The sequence below is a fragment of the Allorhizobium sonneratiae genome, from assembly GCF_023700755.1.
GTDB lineage: Bacteria > Pseudomonadota > Alphaproteobacteria > Rhizobiales > Rhizobiaceae > Allorhizobium > Allorhizobium sonneratiae.
In genome coordinates, this window is record NZ_JAMKOJ010000008.1 from 1 (window position 1) to 16,798 (window position 16,798).

Below are 16,798 nucleotides of genomic sequence, written 5' to 3' on the forward strand. Positions count from 1 at the left end.
CGCGATGGAAGAAAAGCTGCGCTTCGCAATCCGCGAAGGTGGCCGCACCGTCGGCGCCGGTATCGTCGCTTCGATCATCGAGTAATCTCTACTCGACGTTGGCTGCGACGATCCGAAAGCTGCCGACGCATTTAGGATGTGCAAATGGCGCGCAAGCGCGATTTGCACGCGGCGCCGGCAAGCTTAAGCCCGAAAAGTGTGAAACGGTTTTCGGATAAGCTTAAGCGCAGGGATGTCGCTTCGATCATCGAGTAAGCGGTCGAACCTTTGAATCAATCGGCGCGGCCTTAGGGTCGCGCTTATTTTTTCAAGACTATGTTGACGACTCGGCCGGGACAGTGTATTGCCCCGCCACACACAAGGCAGAAGGCGTTTTCATTCTGCCTTTGGCTCTGCACAGGTTTTGCGATCCTTTGATGGGTTGCGCTGGTGGGGCCCTGATACGGTAAAGTGACAGAGACATCTCTGTGATTTTTGACAATACGGGGCCGACCAGCATTGGTAATTCACTGTCTCTCGCGTTTGCGGGGAACAAGAAAAGAAACAAGGACAAGTCGAATGAACGGCCAGAATATCCGCATCCGCCTCAAGGCGTTTGATCACCGGGTCCTCGATGCTTCCACGCGCGAGATCGTTTCGACCGCGAAGCGCACCGGTGCAAGCGTTCGCGGCCCGGTACCGCTTCCGACCCGTATTGAAAAATTCACCGTCAACCGTTCGCCTCACGTTGACAAGAAGAGCCGCGAACAGTTCGAGATGCGCACCCACAAGCGTCTCCTTGACATTGTCGATCCGACTCCCCAGACCGTCGATGCTCTGATGAAGCTCGACCTTGCTGCTGGCGTTGACGTCGAGATCAAGCTTTAAAAACAGATTCCGGCGAGAGCCGTAATAACAAGGAAGGTACGTGGCGTTTGCCAACGTCTTCTCGAAACGGGAAACCCCAGGATCGTGATGATTGAAGGGAATCCTTAAACAAGAGAAAAGTCCGGGTCGTGAGGCCTCGACAGGACTCTCAAGAGGAATGAACCGATGCGTTCAGGTGTGATTGCACAGAAAGTGGGGATGACCCGGGTCTATAATGACGCCGGTGAGCATATCCCAGTAACAGTACTGCGCTTGGATAATTGCCAGGTCGTGTCTCAGCGTACTGCCGACAAGCATGGCTATACTGCCGTGCAGCTCGGCGCTGGTCAGGCCAAGGTCAAGAATACGTCCAAGGCGATGCGCGGCAATTTTGCTGCCGCAAATGTTGAGCCCAAGGCGAAGCTCGTCGAGTTTCGCGTATCCGAAGACAATCTGCTGGAAATTGGCGCCGAGCTTAAGGCTGGTCATTTCGCTGCCGGTCAGCTCGTGGACGTTACGGGCACGACGATCGGTAAGGGGTTTGCCGGTGCGATGAAGCGCCATAACTTCGGCGGTCTGCGCGCTACCCACGGCGTTTCGGTCTCGCACCGTTCGCATGGTTCGACCGGTTCCAACCAGGATCCGGGCAAAGTGTGGAAGGGCAAGCGGATGGCCGGTCACATGGGTCAGACCCGCGTGACGACGCAGAATCTCGAAGTCGTTTCCACCGATGAAGATCGCGGTTTGATCCTTGTGAAGGGCGCTGTGCCTGGTTCCAAGGGTTCCTGGATCATCGTGCGCGACGCCGTCAAATCGGCCGCGAAGTAAGGGAGCCTGATCATGGAACTCAATGTCAAGACCCTCGATGGCAAGGATGCGGGCAAGGTTTCGCTGTCTGACGCCATTTTCGGCCTGGAGCCGCGCGAAGATATCATCGCTCGCATGATTCGCTGGCAGCTTGCCAAGAAGCAGCAGGGCACCCACAAGTCCAAGGGCCGTTCGGAAGTTTCCCGTACCGGTACGAAGATGTACAAGCAGAAGGGCACGGGTCGCGCTCGTCACCATTCTGCTCGTGCTCCGCAGTTCCGCGGTGGTGGTAAGGCGCATGGTCCGGTTGTTCGCAGCCATGAGATCGATCTGCCGAAGAAAGTGCGTGCTCTCGCTCTGCGTCATGCGCTCTCGGCCAAGCTGAAGTCTGAAGACCTCATCGTGATTGATGATCTGGTCGCGACGGAAGCCAAGACCAAGGCGCTGGTCGGCTCTTTCGAGAGCCTCGGCCTCAGCAACGCCCTCGTTATCGGTGGCGCTGAAATCGACAGCAATTTCAAGCTCGCAGCCCGCAACATCCCGAATATCGATGTTCTGCCGGTTCAGGGCATCAATGTTTACGACATTCTGCGCCGCGGTAAGCTCGTGCTGTCCAAGGCTGCGGTTGAAGCTCTGGAGGAGCGGTTCAAATGACTGATCTGCGCCATTACGACGTGATCGTTTCTCCCTCGATCACCGAAAAGTCCACTCTGGTATCGGAACAGAACCAGGTGGTCTTCAATGTTGCCAAGACTGCTTCCAAGCCTGAAATCAAGGCTGCTGTGGAAGCTCTCTTCGGTGTGAAGGTCACGGCCGTGAACACGCTCGTCCGCAAGGGCAAGGTGAAGCGTTTCCGCGGTTTCGCCGGGAAGCAGTCCGACGTTAAGAAGGCGATCGTCACGCTTGCTGACGGTCAGTCCATCGACGTCACCACCGGTCTCTGAGGAACAGAAAAATGGCATTGAAAAACTTCAATCCCACGACACCGAGCCAGCGTCAGCTGGTCATCGTTGACCGTTCGGGGCTCTGGAAGGGCAAGCCGGTCAAGACTTTGACCGAGGGTCTGTCCAAGAGCGGTGGCCGTAACAACTTCGGCCGCATCACTGCCCGCTTCATTGGTGGCGGTCACAAGCGGACCTATCGTCTGGTAGACTTCAAGCGTCGCAAGTTCGATGTCGAAGGCACAGTCGAGCGTCTGGAATATGACCCGAATCGTACCGCTTTCATCGCACTGGTGACCTATACTGATGGTGAGCAGGCTTATATCCTGGCTCCGCAGCGTCTTGCTGCCGGTGACAAGGTGATCGCGTCCGACAAGGCTGTTGACGTCAAGCCCGGCAACACCATGCCGCTGCAGTATATTCCGGTTGGCTCGATCGTTCACAATGTTGAAATGAAGCCGGGCAAGGGTGGGCAGATTGCCCGTTCAGCTGGCGCTTACGTTCAGCTGGTTGGTCGCGATCAGGGCATGGCAATTCTGCGCCTGAACTCTGGTGAGCAGCGCCTGATCCCGGGCTCCTGCCTGGCGACAATTGGTGCCGTTTCCAATCCGGACCACGCCAACATCAACGATGGCAAGGCTGGCCGTACCCGTTGGCGCGGCAAGACCCCGCATAACCGCGGCGTTGTCATGAACCCGGTCGACCACCCGCACGGTGGTGGTGAAGGCCGCACCTCCGGTGGCCGTCATCCGGTGACCCCGTGGGGCAAGCCGACCAAGGGCAAGCGCACTCGCAAGAACAAGTCTACGGACAAGTTCATCATGCGCACCCGCCATCAGAAGAAGTAAGAGAGGTAGTCAGAAATGGCTCGTTCAGTATGGAAAGGCCCCTTCGTTGACGGCTATCTTCTCAAGAAAGCCGAGAAGGTCCGTGAAGGCGGTCGCAGCGAAGTGATCAAGATCTGGAGCCGTCGCTCCACCATCCTGCCTCAGTTCGTCGGATTGACCTTCGGCGTTTATAACGGCAGCAAGCATGTGCCGGTCAATGTCAATGAAGACATGGTTGGCCACAAGTTTGGCGAATTCGCTCCGACCCGGACCTATTACGGTCACGGTGCGGACAAGAAAGCGAAGAGGAAGTAACCATGGGCAAGGCAAAAGCCGAACGCCGGCTTAAGGACAATGAAGCGCAGGCTGTTGCGCGTACGCTCCGCGTCAGCCCGCAGAAGCTCAACCTGGTTGCCGCGATGATTCGCGGCAAGAAGGTTGACCGCGCTCTGGCCGACCTCGAATTCTCGCGCAAGCGTATTGCTGGCGCGGTGAAGAAGACGCTTGAATCCGCCATCGCCAATGCCGAAAACAACCATGATCTCGATGTCGATCAGCTGATCGTCGCCGAGGCTTATGTCGGCAAGTCGATCACGATGAAGCGCTTTCACGCCCGTGGCCGTGGCCGTGCATCCCGCATTGAAAAGCCTTTCGCGCATCTGACGATTGTCGTTCGCGAAGTCGAAGTCCAAGGGGAGGCCGCATAATGGGTCAGAAAATCAATCCGATCGGCTTCCGCCTCGGCATCAACCGTACCTGGGATAGCCGTTGGTTCGCCGACAATGCCGAATATGGTCAGCTTCTGCATGAGGATCTCAAGATCCGCGCTTATGTGATGAAGGAGCTGAAGCAGGCCGGTATCGCCAAGGTGGTTATCGAGCGTCCGCACAAGAAGTGCCGCGTCACGATCCATTCGGCACGTCCGGGTCTGATCATCGGCAAGAAGGGCGCAGACATTGAAAAGCTGCGCAAGAAGCTGTCTGAAATGACCAATTCGGAAACGCATCTCAACATTGTTGAAGTGCGCAAACCCGAAATCGATGCGACGCTGGTGGCTCAGTCGATCACCCAGCAGCTCGAGCGTCGTATTGCATTCCGTCGTGCCATGAAGCGTGCCGTTCAGTCAGCCATGCGTCTTGGCGCTGAAGGCATCAAGATCACCTGCGCCGGTCGTCTCGGTGGTGCTGAAATCGCTCGTACGGAATGGTACCGCGAAGGTCGCGTGCCGCTGCATACGCTGCGCGCTGACATTGATTACGGAACAGCCGAAGCTGAAACCGCTTACGGCATTTGCGGCGTGAAGGTATGGATCTTCAAGGGTGAAATCCTTGAACACGATCCGATGGCTTCTGAACGCCGTTCGCTCGAAGGTGACAATCAGCCGGCGCAGGGTCGCGAACGCGGCGAGCGCCGTCGTGAAAACGCTTGATTGACGCTGGCGAAAGATAAGCTCGGAGAAGTAAGAAAATGTTGCAGCCAAAGCGTACCAAGTACCGCAAGCAGTTCAAGGGCCGCATCAAGGGCGTTGCCAAGGGCGGTTTCGACCTTGCCTTTGGTGAATTCGGCTTGAAGGCTCAGGAACCCAACCGCGTCAACGCCCGTGAAATCGAAGCGGCTCGCCGTGCGATTACCCGCTACATGAAGCGTGCAGGCCGCGTTTGGATCCGTGTATTCCCTGACGTTCCGGTCACGGCCAAGCCGACCGAAGTCCGTATGGGTAAGGGCAAGGGCTCCGTCGAATACTGGGCTTGCAAGGTCAAGCCTGGTCGTATGATGTTCGAGATCGATGGTGTTAGCGAGGAGATCGCTCGTGAGGCTCTGCGCCTCGGTGCAGCCAAGCTCTCGGTCAAGACGCGCTTCGTACAGCGCATTGCAGAGTAAGGATCAAGCCGATGAAAGCCGCAGATGTTCGCGCCATGAGCGCTGATCAATTGAAGGACGAACTGGCAAAGCTGAAGAAAGAGCAGTTTAATCTGCGTTTCCAGAAAGCGACCGGCCAGCTCGAGAAGTCCTCGCGCATCAACGAAGTCCGTAAGGATATCGCTCGCGTCAAAACCATTGCCCGCCAGAAGGCGGCGGAAGCCAAGGCTTAAGGGAAGAATAATATGCCTAAACGCATTCTGCAGGGCGTCGTTGTCAGCGATAAGAACGACAAGACAGTTGTTGTCCGTGTCGAACGTCGATTCGCTCATCCTCTGCTTCAGAAGACCGTCCGCCGGTCGAAGAAGTACAAGGCACACGACGAAAACAACCAGTACAAGATCGGCGATATCGTTTCCATCGAGGAATGCCCGCCGATTTCCAAAGACAAGCGTTGGACGGTTGTTTCCGCCCAGGCTTGAAACACAGAGATTTTGTCGTGAGCCCTTGCGTTCCGACGAAAAATCTGTATGAAGCAGCGCAATGGCGCAGGAACGCTCCACACCGAGCGTTCCTTTTTGCTTTGAGCGCAGGGAAGGTCCCCGACGGGAAACCGCCTTGGCAAGTCCTTCTCCTCGCTCGAAATCGATAAAAATCCATGAGCCGGAATAGGGGGCGAAGCCCAACCGTTCCGGTATAACGAGAAGGCGACCTGACATGATTCAGATGCAGACAAACCTCGACGTTGCCGATAATTCCGGCGCGCGTCGTGTCATGTGCATCAAGGTGCTGGGCGGCTCCAAGCGTAAATATGCTTCTGTTGGCGACATTATCGTCGTTTCGATCAAGGAAGCTATTCCGCGCGGCCGCGTGAAGAAGGGCGATGTGATGAAGGCGGTGGTCGTTCGGACCGCTAAGGACATCCGCCGTCCCGATGGCAGCGTCATCCGCTTCGATAACAACGCAGCCGTTCTTATCGATAACAAGAAAGAGCCGATCGGCACCCGTATCTTCGGACCGGTTCCGCGCGAACTTCGCGCCAAGAACCACATGAAGATCATCTCGCTGGCTCCGGAAGTCCTGTAAGGAGCGATGACGATGCAAAAGATTCGTAAGGGCGACAAGGTCGTCGTGTTGACCGGTAAAGACAAGGGTCGTTCCGGTGAAGTTCTCCAGGTGATGCCGAAGGAAGACCGTGCTGTCGTTCGCGGCATCAATGTCGTCAAGCGCCATCAGCGCCAGACGCAGACCCAGGAAGCTGGTATCATCAGCAAGGAAGCGTCGATCCATCTGTCCAATCTTGCTGTTGCTGACAAGGACGGTAAGCCGACCCGCGTTGGCTTCAAAGTGGTTGATGGCAAGAAGGTCCGTTTTGCCAAGCGTTCGGGAGATGTGATCGATGGCTGAGACCAAGTATGAGCCGCGGCTCAAGAGCGAATATGTTTCGCGCATTCGTCAGGCCATGCAGGAGAAGTTCTCCTACGCCAACGAAATGATGATTCCGAAGCTGGACAAGATTGTTATCAATATGGGCGTAGGTGAGGCCACGGCCGACTCCAAGAAGCCCACTGTTGCTGCTGGCGATCTCGCTGCTATTGCCGGCCAGAAGCCGGTTATTACACGTGCCCGCAACTCGATTGCAGGCTTCAAGGTGCGTGAAGGCATGCCGATCGGTGCGAAGGTTACCCTTCGTGGCGCTCGCATGTACGAGTTCCTGGACCGTCTGATCAACATCGCGCTGCCGCGCGTTCGCGACTTCCGCGGTTTGAACCCGAAAAGCTTTGACGGCCGTGGCAATTTCGCCATGGGCATCAAGGAGCACATTGTGTTCCCTGAGATCAACTACGACAAGGTTGATCAGATGTGGGGCATGGACATCATCGTTTGCACGACGGCGACGACCGACGACGAAGCTCGAGCTCTTCTGAAAGAGTTCAACTTCCCGTTCCGTCAATAACCGTAACGACGAGCGTAGAAGAGGAACTTCGATATGGCGAAGACAAGCGCAGTTGAAAAGAACAAGCGCCGCCGCAAGACCGTCGCCCAGCAGGCTGACAAGCGTGCTGCCCTCAAGGCGATCATTATGAACCAGACGCTGCCGATTGAAGAGCGTTTTAAGGCAACCATTAAGCTGGCCGAACTGCCGCGCGATGGTTCCAAGACCCGCATTCGCAACCGCTGCGAAGTGACGGGCCGTCCGCGCGCCTTTTATCGCAAGCTCAAGATGTCGCGTATCGCGCTTCGCGAACTGGGCAATCTCGGCAAGGTGCCGGGTGTTGTGAAGTCGAGCTGGTAAGGAGACGGGTAATATGACGATGACTGATCCGTTGGGCGATATGCTCACCCGTATCCGCAATGGCGCTGCCCGCCGCAAGAACTTGGTCAGCACGCCGGCTTCCAAGCTGCGTGCTCGCGTTCTCGATGTGCTGCAGGCCGAAGGCTATATTCGCGGTTACACTCATGTCGATCTCGGCAACGGCAAGTCCGAGCTGCAGATCGAGCTGAAATATTATGAAGGTTCGTCGGTCATTCGTGAGATTGGCCGCGTGTCCAAGCCGGGCCGCCGAGTTTATGTCTCGGTGAAGTCCATTCCGCAGGTTGCGAATGGTCTCGGCATCACCATCCTTTCGACTCCGAAGGGTGTGATGGCCGATCACCAGGCGCGTGAACAGAATGTTGGTGGTGAGGTTCTCTGCTCTGTCTTCTAAGACAGTGCAGAGGTCTCCCTAGCGAACAGACAGGATAAAAACATGTCTCGTATCGGTAAAAAGCCCGTTCCGGTTCCTGCAGGGATCACGGCCACGGTTGATGGCCAGAAAGTGACTGCCAAGGGCCCGAAGGGCGAACTGTTTTTCGTCGCTAATGACGAAATCTCGGTTGCGCTTGAAAACAACGCTGTTGTTGTAAAGCCGATCAATGAAACCAAGGATGCCCGCTCCAAGTGGGGCATGTCCCGCACCATGATTGAGAATATCTTCAAGGGTGTGAAGGATGGCTACGAGCGCAAGCTCGAAATCAACGGTGTTGGTTACCGTGCTGCCCTGCAGGGCAAGAACCTGCAGCTGTCGCTCGGCTTCAGCCATGACGTTGTTTATGAGCCGCCGGTGGGCATTTCCATCGCCGTTCCGAAGCCGACGGAAATCGTGGTCTCGGGGATCAACAAGCAGCAGGTCGGTCAGGTCGCTGCAGAGATCCGCGAATATCGCGGCCCCGAACCCTATAAGGGCAAGGGCGTCAAGTATGCCGAAGAGCGGATTGTCCGCAAAGAAGGCAAGAAGAAGTAAGGAACACGCGAAATGGCAAGCAGTAAAGAAGCTCTGGTGCGCCGCGCCAATCGCGTGCGCCGTCAGCTCAAGGCGGTGGCCAATGGCCGTCCGCGGCTGTCGGTTCATCGCTCCTCGAAAAACATCTATGCCCAGATCATCGATGATGTGGCTGGTACGACCCTGGCTGCGGCCTCGACTCTCGATGCCGGTCTGAAGTCCTCGCTGAAGACGGGGGCCGATGTTGCCGCCGCCGCTGCCGTTGGCAAGCTCGTTGCAGAGCGCGCCCTGGCAGCCGGTGTGACGGAAGTCGTTTTCGACCGTGGTGCTTTCATCTATCACGGTCGCGTCAAGGCTTTGGCCGACGCAGCCCGTGAAGGTGGTCTTACCTTCTAAAAATATCCAGCCCGGCTCTTGTGATCCGGGCTGATTTGGGGCATTAGCCCCTCGTTCCGATTTCGTCCCCTAAACTCGCAAGAGGGTAGGGGCGGAATTTTTTTGTAAACTGCCGTTTGCACCCGGAAAAGAAAAAGGAAAAGGACAATGGCACAGGATAAGCGTGGTTCGCGCGAAGAGCGTCAGAACCGTGAAGAGCGTGACAGCGAATTTGTCGACAAGCTGGTCGCAATCAATCGCGTCGCAAAGGTTGTCAAGGGTGGCCGTCGCTTCGGTTTCGCCGCTCTCGTTGTTGTTGGCGACCAGAAGGGTCGCGTTGGTTTCGGTCATGGCAAGGCGCGTGAAGTGCCGGAAGCCATCCGTAAGGCAACCGAATCGGCCAAGCGTGACATGATTTTCGTGCCTCTGCGTGAAGGTCGTACCCTGCACCATGACGTGCATGGCCGCCATGGCGCCGGCAAGGTTCTGCTTCGTTCTGCCAAGGCCGGTACCGGTATCATTGCCGGTGGTCCGATGCGCGCCGTGTTCGAAACGCTCGGTATGCATGACGTTGTTGCCAAGTCGACGGGTTCCTCGAACCCATACAACATGGTGCGCGCTACATTCGACGCCCTGAAGCATCAGGTTCATCCGAAGGACATCGCTGCTCAGCGTGGCCTGAAATATGCGACCCTGCAGGCTCGTCGCGCCGCTTCCGGCAACGGTTCTGAAGAATAAGGAGCTGGGACATGGCCAATACTGAAGCCAAGAAGACGATCACGATCGAACAGATCGGTTCGCCCATTCGCCGCCCGGAGATCCAGCGTAAGACGCTGATCGGCCTGGGTCTCAACAAGATGCACCGGGTCCGCACGTTGGAAGATACGCCTTCGGTTCGTGGCATGATCCGTGCTGTCCAGCATCTCGTTCGCGTCGTCGACGAGACGTGAGACGGAGGAATTTGTCATGAAACTGAATGAAATCAAGGATAACGAAGGTTCTTCGAAGAGCCGTATGCGCGTTGGTCGCGGTATCGGTTCGGGCAAGGGCAAGACCGGTGGTCGCGGCGTCAAGGGTCAGAAGGCTCGTTCTGGCGTTGCCATTAACGGTTTTGAAGGCGGTCAGATGCCGATCTATCGCCGCCTGCCAAAGCGCGGCTTCAACAACATCTTTGCGTCCGAATTCGTCACCGTTTCGGTTGGCCGGATTCAGACGGCAATTGATGCTGGCAAGCTGAATGCCAGCGCGACGATCGATGCCGCTGCTCTCAAGGCTGCCGGTGTGATTCGTCGTGAAAAGGACGGCGTTCGCGTTCTCTCCGATGGCGAGCTGAAGGTTAAGGTGACGCTTGAAGTTATGGGTGCTTCCAAGGCTGCGGTCGAGAAGATCGAAAAAGCCGGCGGCAGCATCAAGCTTCTCGCCGAAGCTGCTGCCAGCGAATAATTGATAGCTTAAATCGCCCGGAGTGCTTCACACCGGGCGATTTTTCTCCCATATGTGTGCCTCACGATAATTGGGCGGATCATCATTCGCCGGGGAGAAATCCGGACCTTCAGGTGAGGCATCTGGTTGCTGCGCAATCTCTGCTGCCTGGTTGTCCTAGGGGAAACTGAATTTATTCAATGCCTTTTGTGGCGATTGAATGCGGTGTCGCGGAGAATTTTATGGCTTCTGCAGCGGAACAATTGGCCTCGAACCTGAACTTTTCAACCTTTGCCAAGGCTGAGGATTTGAAAAAGCGTCTCTGGTTCACGCTGGCCGCTCTTCTTGTATATCGATTTGGGACGCATGTCCCGCTGCCGGGTCTTAATCCGGAAGCCTATGCGGCTGCTTTCAAAGGGCAGGCTGGCGGGATTCTCGGCCTTTTCAACATGTTTTCGGGTGGCGCCGTGCAGCGCATGGCTATTTTTGCCCTCGGGATCATGCCTTATATTTCCGCGTCGATTATCGTGCAGTTGATGACCTCTGTCGTTCCCTCGCTTGAAAACCTGAAGAAGGAAGGCGAGCAGGGCCGCAAGATCATCAACCAGTATACGCGTTATGGTACCGTGGCCCTTGGTGCCTTGCAGGCTTATGGCATTGCTGTAGGGCTTGAGCATGGCAACGGTCTCGTGATTGATCCCGGCTGGTTCTTCCGCATTACCACCATGGTAACGCTGCTTGGTGGCACAATGTTCCTGATGTGGCTGGGTGAGCAGATCACCTCGCGCGGCATCGGCAATGGTATTTCGCTGATTATTTTCTCTGGTATTGCCGCTGGTCTGCCGACAGCCGTTGCCGGGACGCTGGATCTTGGCCGTACGGGTGCTCTGTCGACGCCGCTCATTCTGACGGTTCTCGTCGTTGCCATCCTTGTCATCGCGTTGATTGTCTTCTTTGAACGGGCGCAGCGTCGTCTGCTGATCCAGTATCCGAAGCGTCAGGTCGGCAACCGAATGTTCCAAGGCGATACCTCGCACCTGCCGCTGAAACTGAACACGTCCGGCGTTATCCCGGCTATCTTCGCGTCTTCGCTGCTGCTGTTGCCGGCGACGGCCGCAGGCTTCACCGGCACCTCGACGCTTCCGGCCTGGGCAACGACCATCATCAGCGCTCTTGGCCATGGTCAGCCCGCCTATATGGTGCTTTATGCTGTGTTGATTGCCTTCTTCGCGTTTTTCTATACAGCAATTGTGTTCAACCCGAAGGACACGGCCGACAATCTGAAAAAGCATGGTGGTTTCATACCGGGCATTCGTCCCGGGGAACGGACTGCGGAATATATCGATTACGTGCTGACGCGCATTACACTCGTCGGTGCCATTTATCTGGTCTTTGTCTGTATCCTCCCTGAAATTCTCGTTTCTGAGACAGGTGTGCCATTATCCCTTGGTGGTACGTCGCTTTTGATCATTGTCAGCGTCACCCTCGATACGGTAGCACAGGTGCAAGGGCACCTCATTGCCCAGCAATATGAGGGGCTGATCAAGAAATCGAAATTGCGTGGAGGAAAGAGGGGCAAATGAGATTGATTCTATTGGGGCCGCCGGGTGCGGGGAAAGGCACTCAGGCCCAGCGGATTGTCGAGAAATATGGGATTCCCCAACTCTCGACAGGCGATATGCTGAGGGCCGCCGTGTCTGCCGGCACGGAAATCGGCCAGCGCGCGAAGGCTGTGATGGATGCCGGTAATCTCGTCTCGGACGACATTGTCATCGGCATTGTCTCGGAGCGAATCGATCAGCAGGATTGTGCAAAAGGATTCATTCTTGACGGCTTCCCCAGAACACTTGTTCAGGCGGATGCCACGGAGCAGATGCTGAAGAAAAAAGGTCTGGCTCTTTCTGGAGTGATCGAAATAAGAGTCGATGATGATGTTCTGGCTGATCGTATTGCCGGGCGTTATACCTGTGCCAATTGCGGTACGGGATATCACGATGACAATCTGAAGCCGAAGGTTGACGGTGTCTGTGACAAGTGCGGCTCTACCCACTTCAAACGTCGGCCCGATGATAATCGTGATACGGTAAAGACTCGGCTGCAGGCTTACTACAAGGATACATCGCCGCTAATCGGTTATTACTATGCCAAGGGCCTGCTGACGACCGTTGATGGCATGAGTGAAATCGATGCAGTAACGGCCGATATCGAAGCAATTCTCTCCGGTTTTGTCGGGGCGGACGGGAAATAATTCAATGGTACGGTTGCTTTTTGCATCCGATTCCGTTAAACAGCGCGCCAACTCGCGATAGCTCAATGGTCGGCGCGTTCTTCCTCTCGGGAAGACCGGGTTGGCCTTTGCGGGCTGTTGAGAACCCAAACAAGCAATCGGCGGCCGTGTGAAGGGCTGTCAATGAAAGAGACCACTTGCCGGATGGCAACTGGAACGCAAGGAGAATAGGCGTGGCACGTATCGCTGGCGTCAACATCCCAACAGCAAAGCGCGTTGTTATCGCGCTGACCTATATTCATGGGATCGGCCCGAAATTTGCACAGGAAATTATGGACAAGGTCGGTCTTTCTGCCGATCGTCGCGTTCATCAGCTGACGGATGCCGAGGTTTTGGCCATCCGTGAAACCATCGACCGTGATTATCAGGTCGAAGGTGATCTGCGTCGTGAAACGGCAATGAATATCAAGCGTCTGATGGATCTGGGCTGCTATCGCGGTCTGCGTCATCGTCGCGGTCTTCCGGTTCGCGGTCAGCGCACGCATACCAATGCTCGCACCCGCAAGGGTCCGGCAAAGGCTATTGCCGGTAAGAAGAAGTAAGTTTCGTCAAAAGACGAAATTAAGGCTGGCGCACAAGCGCCGGCCTTGTTTTGGTTTTGAAGGGGAAGCCCTTCGGTGGAGCCGCTGGTGTTACGGCGGTGTCGAGATCAACGAAAGGAACATACATGGCCAAGGAAGCCACACGCGTCCGTCGTCGCGAGCGCAAAAATATCTCTTCGGGCGTTGCCCATGTCAATTCGACCTTCAACAACACGATGATCACCATCACCGACGCCCAGGGCAATGCGATTGCCTGGTCTTCGGCAGGCGCCAAGGGGTTCAAGGGCTCGCGTAAGTCCACTCCGTTCGCAGCACAGATCGCTGCCGAAGACTGCGCCAAGAAGGCTCAGGAACATGGCATGAAGTCGCTTGAGGTTGAAGTATGCGGTCCCGGTTCGGGTCGTGAATCGGCTCTGCGCGCTCTGCAGGCTGCCGGTTTCATGATCACGTCCATTCGTGACGTGACGCCGATCCCGCATAACGGCTGCCGTCCGCGCAAGAAGCGCCGGGTCTGATGGTTCTTCATCCAGCCGGGTTTTCCTCAGGGAGGCCCGGTTCTTCTCATGATCGGTCGCCACGATTGGATGGTGGTGACGAATGGAAGGTTATCCAATGATTCAGAAGAATTGGCAGGAACTGATCAAGCCGAACAAGGTGGAGTTCACCTCTGGTGGTCGCGCAAAGGTAACGTTGGTTGCCGAGCCGCTGGAGCGAGGCTTTGGCCTGACGCTCGGCAATGCGCTCCGTCGTGTTCTCTTGTCGTCCCTGCGTGGTGCAGCTGTGACGGCTGTGCAGATCGATGGTGTTCTGCATGAGTTTTCGTCTATCCCGGGTGTGCGTGAAGATGTGACGGACATTGTCCTCAACATCAAGGAAATCGCCATCAAGATGGAAGGCGACGATTCCAAGCGTATGGTCGTTCGCAAGCAGGGCCCGGGCGTCGTCAAGGCTGGCGATATTCAGACGGTTGGCGATATCGAGATCCTTAATCCGGATCACGTGATCTGCACGCTGGACGATGGTGCTGAAATCCGCATGGAATTCACCGTCAATAACGGCAAGGGCTATGTGCCCGCAGAACGCAACCGGGCAGAAGATGCGCCGATTGGTCTCATTCCGGTCGACAGTCTTTATTCGCCGGTCAAGAAAGTGTCCTACAAGGTGGAAAACACCCGTGAAGGTCAGGTTCTCGACTATGACAAGCTGACCATGACCATTGAAACCGACGGATCGGTTTCAGGTGAGGATGCCGTGGCTTTTGCCGCCCGTATACTTCAGGATCAGCTGTCCGTCTTCGTCAACTTCGACGAGCCGCAGCGTGAGGCAGAGGAAGAATCGGTTACCGAGCTTGCCTTTAATCCTGCTCTGCTCAAGAAGGTCGATGAGCTGGAACTGTCTGTCCGCTCGGCCAACTGCCTGAAGAACGACAATATCGTTTATATTGGCGATCTCATTCAGAAGACCGAAGCCGAAATGCTGCGCACGCCGAATTTTGGCCGCAAGTCGCTGAACGAAATCAAGGAAGTTCTCGCTTCCATGGGCCTGCATTTGGGTATGGAAGTTCCAGCCTGGCCGCCGGAAAACATCGACGATCTCGCCAAGCGTTACGAAGACCAGTACTGATCGGCAGGCGGTGAGCCGCATGTCTGATCGGACCGAACCATAAAGAAGGCAGGATACACTGCCTTTCCAGTCAAACTGCAGGCGAATGCCTGTATGTGTCAGGAAACGGCAGGATCGCCAAAGGCGATAACCTGCACAAAAGGAGAATAGCAATGCGCCACCAGAATTCCGGTCGCAAGCTGAACCGTACCGCGAGCCATCGCAAGGCCATGTTTGCCAATATGGCAGCTTCGCTCATCACCCATGAGCAGATCGTCACAACCCTGCCGAAGGCGAAGGACCTGCGTCCGATCGTCGAGAAGCTGGTTACGCTTGGCAAGCGCGGCGACCTTCATGCCCGCCGTCAGGCTGTGTCCCAGATCAAGGATCAGGACGCCGTCCGCAAGCTCTTCGATGCGATTGCCACCCGTTATGCCACCCGTAATGGCGGTTATCTTCGCATCATGAAGGCTGGCTTCCGTCAGGGCGACAATGCTCCGCTCGCTGTCATCGAGTTCGTCGAACGCGACGTCGATGCAAAGGGTGCGGCCGATAAGGCTCGCGTTGCTGCTGAGGCAGACGCAGCCGAAGCTGCTTGATCGTGAGTGTCGGGCGAAAGCGCGGGTCACCGGTTTTCGCCACTTTCGACAGTTCATGTCAAAGCGTGATATCATCGGTCTATTCATTGTGAAGCCTGATGATCTTGTACCGATAGTATTTCAAAAGCCGGATGGTCTCCATCCGGCTTTTTTGTTGATGCGAGGCATTGGTATCGGTTCTGTCGCTGAGGGTTTTCCGGTTGAAAGCTTTGCAACAAAAGCAGACAGTTTTCAGGGTAAGCGGTGTGATTCTGATATGCGCGCCCTTTGCGAAGCGGTCGAGTGGAAAGGTCTCAATCCTTCCGTAGAAGCGGACCTATCGCGGCAGTGGTGCCAAAACGATTTCAGCGAGGGGAGTGTTTTATGCCCGATTTCAAAGATCTGCTGTCCATTTTCGGGTTTTCTGCCCTGCTGGGATTTTCGTCAGCCCATGCTGCTGCGGTTGTTGCGCCGAAAGTCCTGGTCATCACCATGTTTTCTGCAGAAACCAAGCCTTGGTTGGAGAGCCGTGATCTGAAGGACAAGCTCAAGGTGCCGGGACTATCGAAGGACAATCCCGAGATATCTTGTGATACCAAAGGCCTGTGTGTGATGACCACGGACATCGGCTATGCCAATGCCGCAAGTTCGGTCATGGCGGCGGTTTTCAGCGATCGGCTCGATCTGCGGAAGACCTATATTCTCATCGACGGTATTGCCGGTGTCGATCCCGCCAAAGCCAGTCTGGGGTCGGCGCTGTGGGCGCGCTATGTCGTCGATGGTGGTTTGCGCCATGATATTGACGCACGGCAGATTTCCGCCGGCTGGCCGGATGGTCAGGTGCCGTTAGGTGCCAGCTCGCCAACAGAAAAGGCGAAATGGGGGGCCGGGACCGAAGTTTACGCCTTGAATGCTGCGCTCGTAGAAAAGGCCTATGCGTTGACCAGGGCTACTCCGCTTCTAGACAGTGATGCGGCCAAGGCCTATGGCGCGCAATATCCGCAGAAAGCGGCGAAAGAGCCGCCGAAGGTTGCCATTTGCGATACGGTTTCTGGCGATACTTACTGGCATGGCAGCAAGGAGGCTGAAGCAACAGCGCGTTTTGCCGCGCTTGCCACCGACGGCAAAGCCAATTATTGCACCACCCAGATGGAGGATAATGCCTCTTTAACCGCACTGAAGCGCGGTGCGGATGCCGGCCGGGTGGATTTCAACCGTATTCTGGTTTTGCGCACGGCGTCCAATTTCGATCGCGAAGCGCCGGGAAAAACGCCGATCCAGTCGCTAACGGCCAAATCTGGCGGTTTTGGTCCGGCTGTGACCAATGCCTATCGCGTGGGCGGAGCCTTTGCCGATGCGGTGATTGCCGGATGGAGCGAATGGGAAAAGGCTGCCCCGTGAAGCGCAAGAGTGGCAAACAGATTTAACAGGTTACAGCGTCCTTTGTG

General features: G+C 56.0%; 29 protein-coding genes. All 29 read left to right on the forward strand.

Annotated features, from left to right (window positions below):
• On the forward strand, positions 1-85 hold an 85-nt coding region (locus NAC44_RS14640), incomplete at its 5' end, for an EF-Tu C-terminal domain-related protein (protein ID WP_154664984.1).
• Between the two features lie 473 nt (positions 86-558).
• Entirely contained in the window at positions 559-867 is a 309-nt protein-coding gene (gene rpsJ / locus NAC44_RS14645; RefSeq protein WP_006728688.1) for a 30S ribosomal protein S10, read from the forward strand.
• 165 nt (positions 868-1,032) lie between these two features.
• Positions 1,033-1,674 carry a 50S ribosomal protein L3 gene (gene rplC, locus NAC44_RS14650; RefSeq protein ID WP_250941933.1) on the forward strand — a complete coding sequence of 214 codons (642 nt, stop codon included), beginning with the start codon at positions 1,033-1,035 and terminating at the stop codon, positions 1,672-1,674.
• 12 nt (positions 1,675-1,686) lie between these two features.
• The gene (gene rplD / locus NAC44_RS14655) at positions 1,687-2,307 is read left to right on the forward strand and encodes a 50S ribosomal protein L4 (protein ID WP_250941935.1); all 621 of its coding nucleotides are present in this window, start codon (positions 1,687-1,689) and stop codon (positions 2,305-2,307) included.
• Positions 2,304-2,597, forward strand: coding sequence for a 50S ribosomal protein L23 (locus NAC44_RS14660; protein ID WP_250941938.1), 294 nt, complete (start codon positions 2,304-2,306; stop codon positions 2,595-2,597). The genes rplD and NAC44_RS14660 overlap by 4 nt, the downstream gene beginning before the upstream one ends.
• Before the next feature lie 11 nt (positions 2,598-2,608).
• On the forward strand, positions 2,609-3,442 hold the full coding sequence (gene rplB, locus NAC44_RS14665; protein WP_250941940.1) for a 50S ribosomal protein L2: 834 nt from the start codon (positions 2,609-2,611) through the stop codon (positions 3,440-3,442).
• A gap of 15 nt (positions 3,443-3,457) precedes the next feature.
• Positions 3,458-3,736: a 30S ribosomal protein S19 gene (gene rpsS, locus NAC44_RS14670; RefSeq protein ID WP_250941942.1), complete on the forward strand. Its 279-nt coding sequence runs from the start codon at positions 3,458-3,460 to the stop codon at positions 3,734-3,736.
• Between the two features lie 2 nt (positions 3,737-3,738).
• On the forward strand, positions 3,739-4,128 hold the full coding sequence (gene rplV, locus NAC44_RS14675; RefSeq protein WP_250941944.1) for a 50S ribosomal protein L22: 390 nt from the start codon (positions 3,739-3,741) through the stop codon (positions 4,126-4,128).
• Positions 4,128-4,850 carry a 30S ribosomal protein S3 gene (gene rpsC, locus NAC44_RS14680; RefSeq protein WP_250941946.1) on the forward strand — a complete coding sequence of 241 codons (723 nt, stop codon included), beginning with the start codon at positions 4,128-4,130 and terminating at the stop codon, positions 4,848-4,850. Before rplV ends, rpsC begins: the two co-directional genes overlap by 1 nt.
• 38 nt (positions 4,851-4,888) lie before the next feature.
• Positions 4,889-5,302, forward strand: coding sequence for a 50S ribosomal protein L16 (rplP, locus tag NAC44_RS14685; RefSeq protein WP_183790913.1), 414 nt, complete (start codon positions 4,889-4,891; stop codon positions 5,300-5,302).
• 11 nt (positions 5,303-5,313) lie between these two features.
• On the forward strand, positions 5,314-5,514 hold the full coding sequence (gene rpmC, locus NAC44_RS14690; RefSeq protein WP_027489069.1) for a 50S ribosomal protein L29: 201 nt from the start codon (positions 5,314-5,316) through the stop codon (positions 5,512-5,514).
• Between the two features lie 12 nt (positions 5,515-5,526).
• Entirely contained in the window at positions 5,527-5,763 is a 237-nt protein-coding gene (rpsQ, locus tag NAC44_RS14695; protein ID WP_250941948.1) for a 30S ribosomal protein S17, read from the forward strand.
• A gap of 235 nt (positions 5,764-5,998) precedes the next feature.
• Positions 5,999-6,367 (forward strand): 50S ribosomal protein L14, encoded by a 369-nt coding sequence (gene rplN / locus NAC44_RS14700; protein WP_018328276.1) that lies wholly within the window; start codon positions 5,999-6,001, stop codon positions 6,365-6,367.
• 12 nt (positions 6,368-6,379) lie between these two features.
• The gene (rplX, locus tag NAC44_RS14705; RefSeq protein WP_250941950.1) at positions 6,380-6,688 is read left to right on the forward strand and encodes a 50S ribosomal protein L24; all 309 of its coding nucleotides are present in this window, start codon (positions 6,380-6,382) and stop codon (positions 6,686-6,688) included.
• Positions 6,681-7,238: a 50S ribosomal protein L5 gene (rplE, locus tag NAC44_RS14710; RefSeq protein WP_250941952.1), complete on the forward strand. Its 558-nt coding sequence runs from the start codon at positions 6,681-6,683 to the stop codon at positions 7,236-7,238. Before rplX ends, rplE begins: the two co-directional genes overlap by 8 nt.
• 33 nt (positions 7,239-7,271) lie before the next feature.
• A complete protein-coding gene (gene rpsN / locus NAC44_RS14715; RefSeq protein ID WP_250941954.1) occupies positions 7,272-7,577 on the forward strand; it encodes a 30S ribosomal protein S14 in 306 nt (101 codons plus the stop codon).
• A 13-nt stretch (positions 7,578-7,590) separates the two neighbouring features.
• On the forward strand, positions 7,591-7,989 hold the full coding sequence (gene rpsH, locus NAC44_RS14720; RefSeq protein WP_250941956.1) for a 30S ribosomal protein S8: 399 nt from the start codon (positions 7,591-7,593) through the stop codon (positions 7,987-7,989).
• A 42-nt stretch (positions 7,990-8,031) separates the two neighbouring features.
• The gene (rplF, locus tag NAC44_RS14725) at positions 8,032-8,565 is read left to right on the forward strand and encodes a 50S ribosomal protein L6 (RefSeq protein ID WP_250941957.1); all 534 of its coding nucleotides are present in this window, start codon (positions 8,032-8,034) and stop codon (positions 8,563-8,565) included.
• Positions 8,566-8,577: 12 nt separating this feature from the next.
• Complete coding sequence (rplR, locus tag NAC44_RS14730) at positions 8,578-8,940, forward strand: 50S ribosomal protein L18 (RefSeq protein WP_250941958.1); 363 nt, start codon at positions 8,578-8,580, stop codon at positions 8,938-8,940.
• Positions 8,941-9,087: 147 nt separating this feature from the next.
• On the forward strand, positions 9,088-9,657 hold the full coding sequence (gene rpsE / locus NAC44_RS14735; RefSeq protein ID WP_250941959.1) for a 30S ribosomal protein S5: 570 nt from the start codon (positions 9,088-9,090) through the stop codon (positions 9,655-9,657).
• A gap of 11 nt (positions 9,658-9,668) precedes the next feature.
• The gene (gene rpmD / locus NAC44_RS14740; RefSeq protein ID WP_250941960.1) at positions 9,669-9,869 is read left to right on the forward strand and encodes a 50S ribosomal protein L30; all 201 of its coding nucleotides are present in this window, start codon (positions 9,669-9,671) and stop codon (positions 9,867-9,869) included.
• Between the two features lie 16 nt (positions 9,870-9,885).
• Positions 9,886-10,362, forward strand: a complete 477-nt coding sequence (gene rplO, locus NAC44_RS14745; protein WP_250941961.1) for a 50S ribosomal protein L15 — start codon at positions 9,886-9,888, stop codon at positions 10,360-10,362.
• 221 nt (positions 10,363-10,583) lie between these two features.
• Complete coding sequence (secY, locus tag NAC44_RS14750) at positions 10,584-11,924, forward strand: preprotein translocase subunit SecY (RefSeq protein WP_250941962.1); 1,341 nt, start codon at positions 10,584-10,586, stop codon at positions 11,922-11,924.
• Positions 11,921-12,589 carry an adenylate kinase gene (locus tag NAC44_RS14755; RefSeq protein ID WP_250941963.1) on the forward strand — a complete coding sequence of 223 codons (669 nt, stop codon included), beginning with the start codon at positions 11,921-11,923 and terminating at the stop codon, positions 12,587-12,589. Before secY ends, NAC44_RS14755 begins: the two co-directional genes overlap by 4 nt.
• A 212-nt stretch (positions 12,590-12,801) precedes the next feature.
• Entirely contained in the window at positions 12,802-13,170 is a 369-nt protein-coding gene (rpsM, locus tag NAC44_RS14760) for a 30S ribosomal protein S13 (RefSeq protein ID WP_250941964.1), read from the forward strand.
• Positions 13,171-13,295: 125 nt separating this feature from the next.
• The gene (gene rpsK / locus NAC44_RS14765; RefSeq protein ID WP_015915761.1) at positions 13,296-13,685 is read left to right on the forward strand and encodes a 30S ribosomal protein S11; all 390 of its coding nucleotides are present in this window, start codon (positions 13,296-13,298) and stop codon (positions 13,683-13,685) included.
• 97 nt (positions 13,686-13,782) lie between these two features.
• Positions 13,783-14,793, forward strand: a complete 1,011-nt coding sequence (locus NAC44_RS14770) for a DNA-directed RNA polymerase subunit alpha (protein WP_250941966.1) — start codon at positions 13,783-13,785, stop codon at positions 14,791-14,793.
• A gap of 152 nt (positions 14,794-14,945) precedes the next feature.
• Positions 14,946-15,371 (forward strand): 50S ribosomal protein L17, encoded by a 426-nt coding sequence (rplQ, locus tag NAC44_RS14775; protein WP_250941968.1) that lies wholly within the window; start codon positions 14,946-14,948, stop codon positions 15,369-15,371.
• A gap of 363 nt (positions 15,372-15,734) precedes the next feature.
• The gene (locus NAC44_RS14780; RefSeq protein WP_250941969.1) at positions 15,735-16,751 is read left to right on the forward strand and encodes a purine-nucleoside phosphorylase; all 1,017 of its coding nucleotides are present in this window, start codon (positions 15,735-15,737) and stop codon (positions 16,749-16,751) included.
• Positions 16,752-16,798: the final 47 nt, after the last annotated feature.

Excerpts from the sequence above, each read along its gene's own strand:
- rpsJ (WP_006728688.1), top strand. The coding sequence starts at position 559 with ATGAACGGCCAGAATATCCGCATCCGCCTCAAGGCGTTTGATCACCGG.
- rplC (WP_250941933.1), top strand. The coding sequence starts at position 1,033 with ATGCGTTCAGGTGTGATTGCACAGAAAGTGGGGATGACCCGGGTCTAT.
- rplD (WP_250941935.1), top strand. The coding sequence starts at position 1,687 with ATGGAACTCAATGTCAAGACCCTCGATGGCAAGGATGCGGGCAAGGTT.
- NAC44_RS14660 (WP_250941938.1), top strand. The coding sequence starts at position 2,304 with ATGACTGATCTGCGCCATTACGACGTGATCGTTTCTCCCTCGATCACC.
- rplB (WP_250941940.1), top strand. The coding sequence starts at position 2,609 with ATGGCATTGAAAAACTTCAATCCCACGACACCGAGCCAGCGTCAGCTG.
- rpsS (WP_250941942.1), top strand. The coding sequence starts at position 3,458 with ATGGCTCGTTCAGTATGGAAAGGCCCCTTCGTTGACGGCTATCTTCTC.
- rplV (WP_250941944.1), top strand. The coding sequence starts at position 3,739 with ATGGGCAAGGCAAAAGCCGAACGCCGGCTTAAGGACAATGAAGCGCAG.
- rpsC (WP_250941946.1), top strand. The coding sequence starts at position 4,128 with ATGGGTCAGAAAATCAATCCGATCGGCTTCCGCCTCGGCATCAACCGT.
- rplP (WP_183790913.1), top strand. The coding sequence starts at position 4,889 with ATGTTGCAGCCAAAGCGTACCAAGTACCGCAAGCAGTTCAAGGGCCGC.
- rpmC (WP_027489069.1), top strand. The coding sequence starts at position 5,314 with ATGAAAGCCGCAGATGTTCGCGCCATGAGCGCTGATCAATTGAAGGAC.
- rpsQ (WP_250941948.1), top strand. The coding sequence starts at position 5,527 with ATGCCTAAACGCATTCTGCAGGGCGTCGTTGTCAGCGATAAGAACGAC.
- rplN (WP_018328276.1), top strand. The coding sequence starts at position 5,999 with ATGATTCAGATGCAGACAAACCTCGACGTTGCCGATAATTCCGGCGCG.
- rplX (WP_250941950.1), top strand. The coding sequence starts at position 6,380 with ATGCAAAAGATTCGTAAGGGCGACAAGGTCGTCGTGTTGACCGGTAAA.
- rplE (WP_250941952.1), top strand. The coding sequence starts at position 6,681 with ATGGCTGAGACCAAGTATGAGCCGCGGCTCAAGAGCGAATATGTTTCG.
- rpsN (WP_250941954.1), top strand. The coding sequence starts at position 7,272 with ATGGCGAAGACAAGCGCAGTTGAAAAGAACAAGCGCCGCCGCAAGACC.
- rpsH (WP_250941956.1), top strand. The coding sequence starts at position 7,591 with ATGACGATGACTGATCCGTTGGGCGATATGCTCACCCGTATCCGCAAT.
- rplF (WP_250941957.1), top strand. The coding sequence starts at position 8,032 with ATGTCTCGTATCGGTAAAAAGCCCGTTCCGGTTCCTGCAGGGATCACG.
- rplR (WP_250941958.1), top strand. The coding sequence starts at position 8,578 with ATGGCAAGCAGTAAAGAAGCTCTGGTGCGCCGCGCCAATCGCGTGCGC.
- rpsE (WP_250941959.1), top strand. The coding sequence starts at position 9,088 with ATGGCACAGGATAAGCGTGGTTCGCGCGAAGAGCGTCAGAACCGTGAA.
- rpmD (WP_250941960.1), top strand. The coding sequence starts at position 9,669 with ATGGCCAATACTGAAGCCAAGAAGACGATCACGATCGAACAGATCGGT.
- rplO (WP_250941961.1), top strand. The coding sequence starts at position 9,886 with ATGAAACTGAATGAAATCAAGGATAACGAAGGTTCTTCGAAGAGCCGT.
- secY (WP_250941962.1), top strand. The coding sequence starts at position 10,584 with ATGGCTTCTGCAGCGGAACAATTGGCCTCGAACCTGAACTTTTCAACC.
- NAC44_RS14755 (WP_250941963.1), top strand. The coding sequence starts at position 11,921 with ATGAGATTGATTCTATTGGGGCCGCCGGGTGCGGGGAAAGGCACTCAG.
- rpsK (WP_015915761.1), top strand. The coding sequence starts at position 13,296 with ATGGCCAAGGAAGCCACACGCGTCCGTCGTCGCGAGCGCAAAAATATC.
- NAC44_RS14770 (WP_250941966.1), top strand. The coding sequence starts at position 13,783 with ATGATTCAGAAGAATTGGCAGGAACTGATCAAGCCGAACAAGGTGGAG.
- rplQ (WP_250941968.1), top strand. The coding sequence starts at position 14,946 with ATGCGCCACCAGAATTCCGGTCGCAAGCTGAACCGTACCGCGAGCCAT.
- NAC44_RS14780 (WP_250941969.1), top strand. The coding sequence starts at position 15,735 with ATGCCCGATTTCAAAGATCTGCTGTCCATTTTCGGGTTTTCTGCCCTG.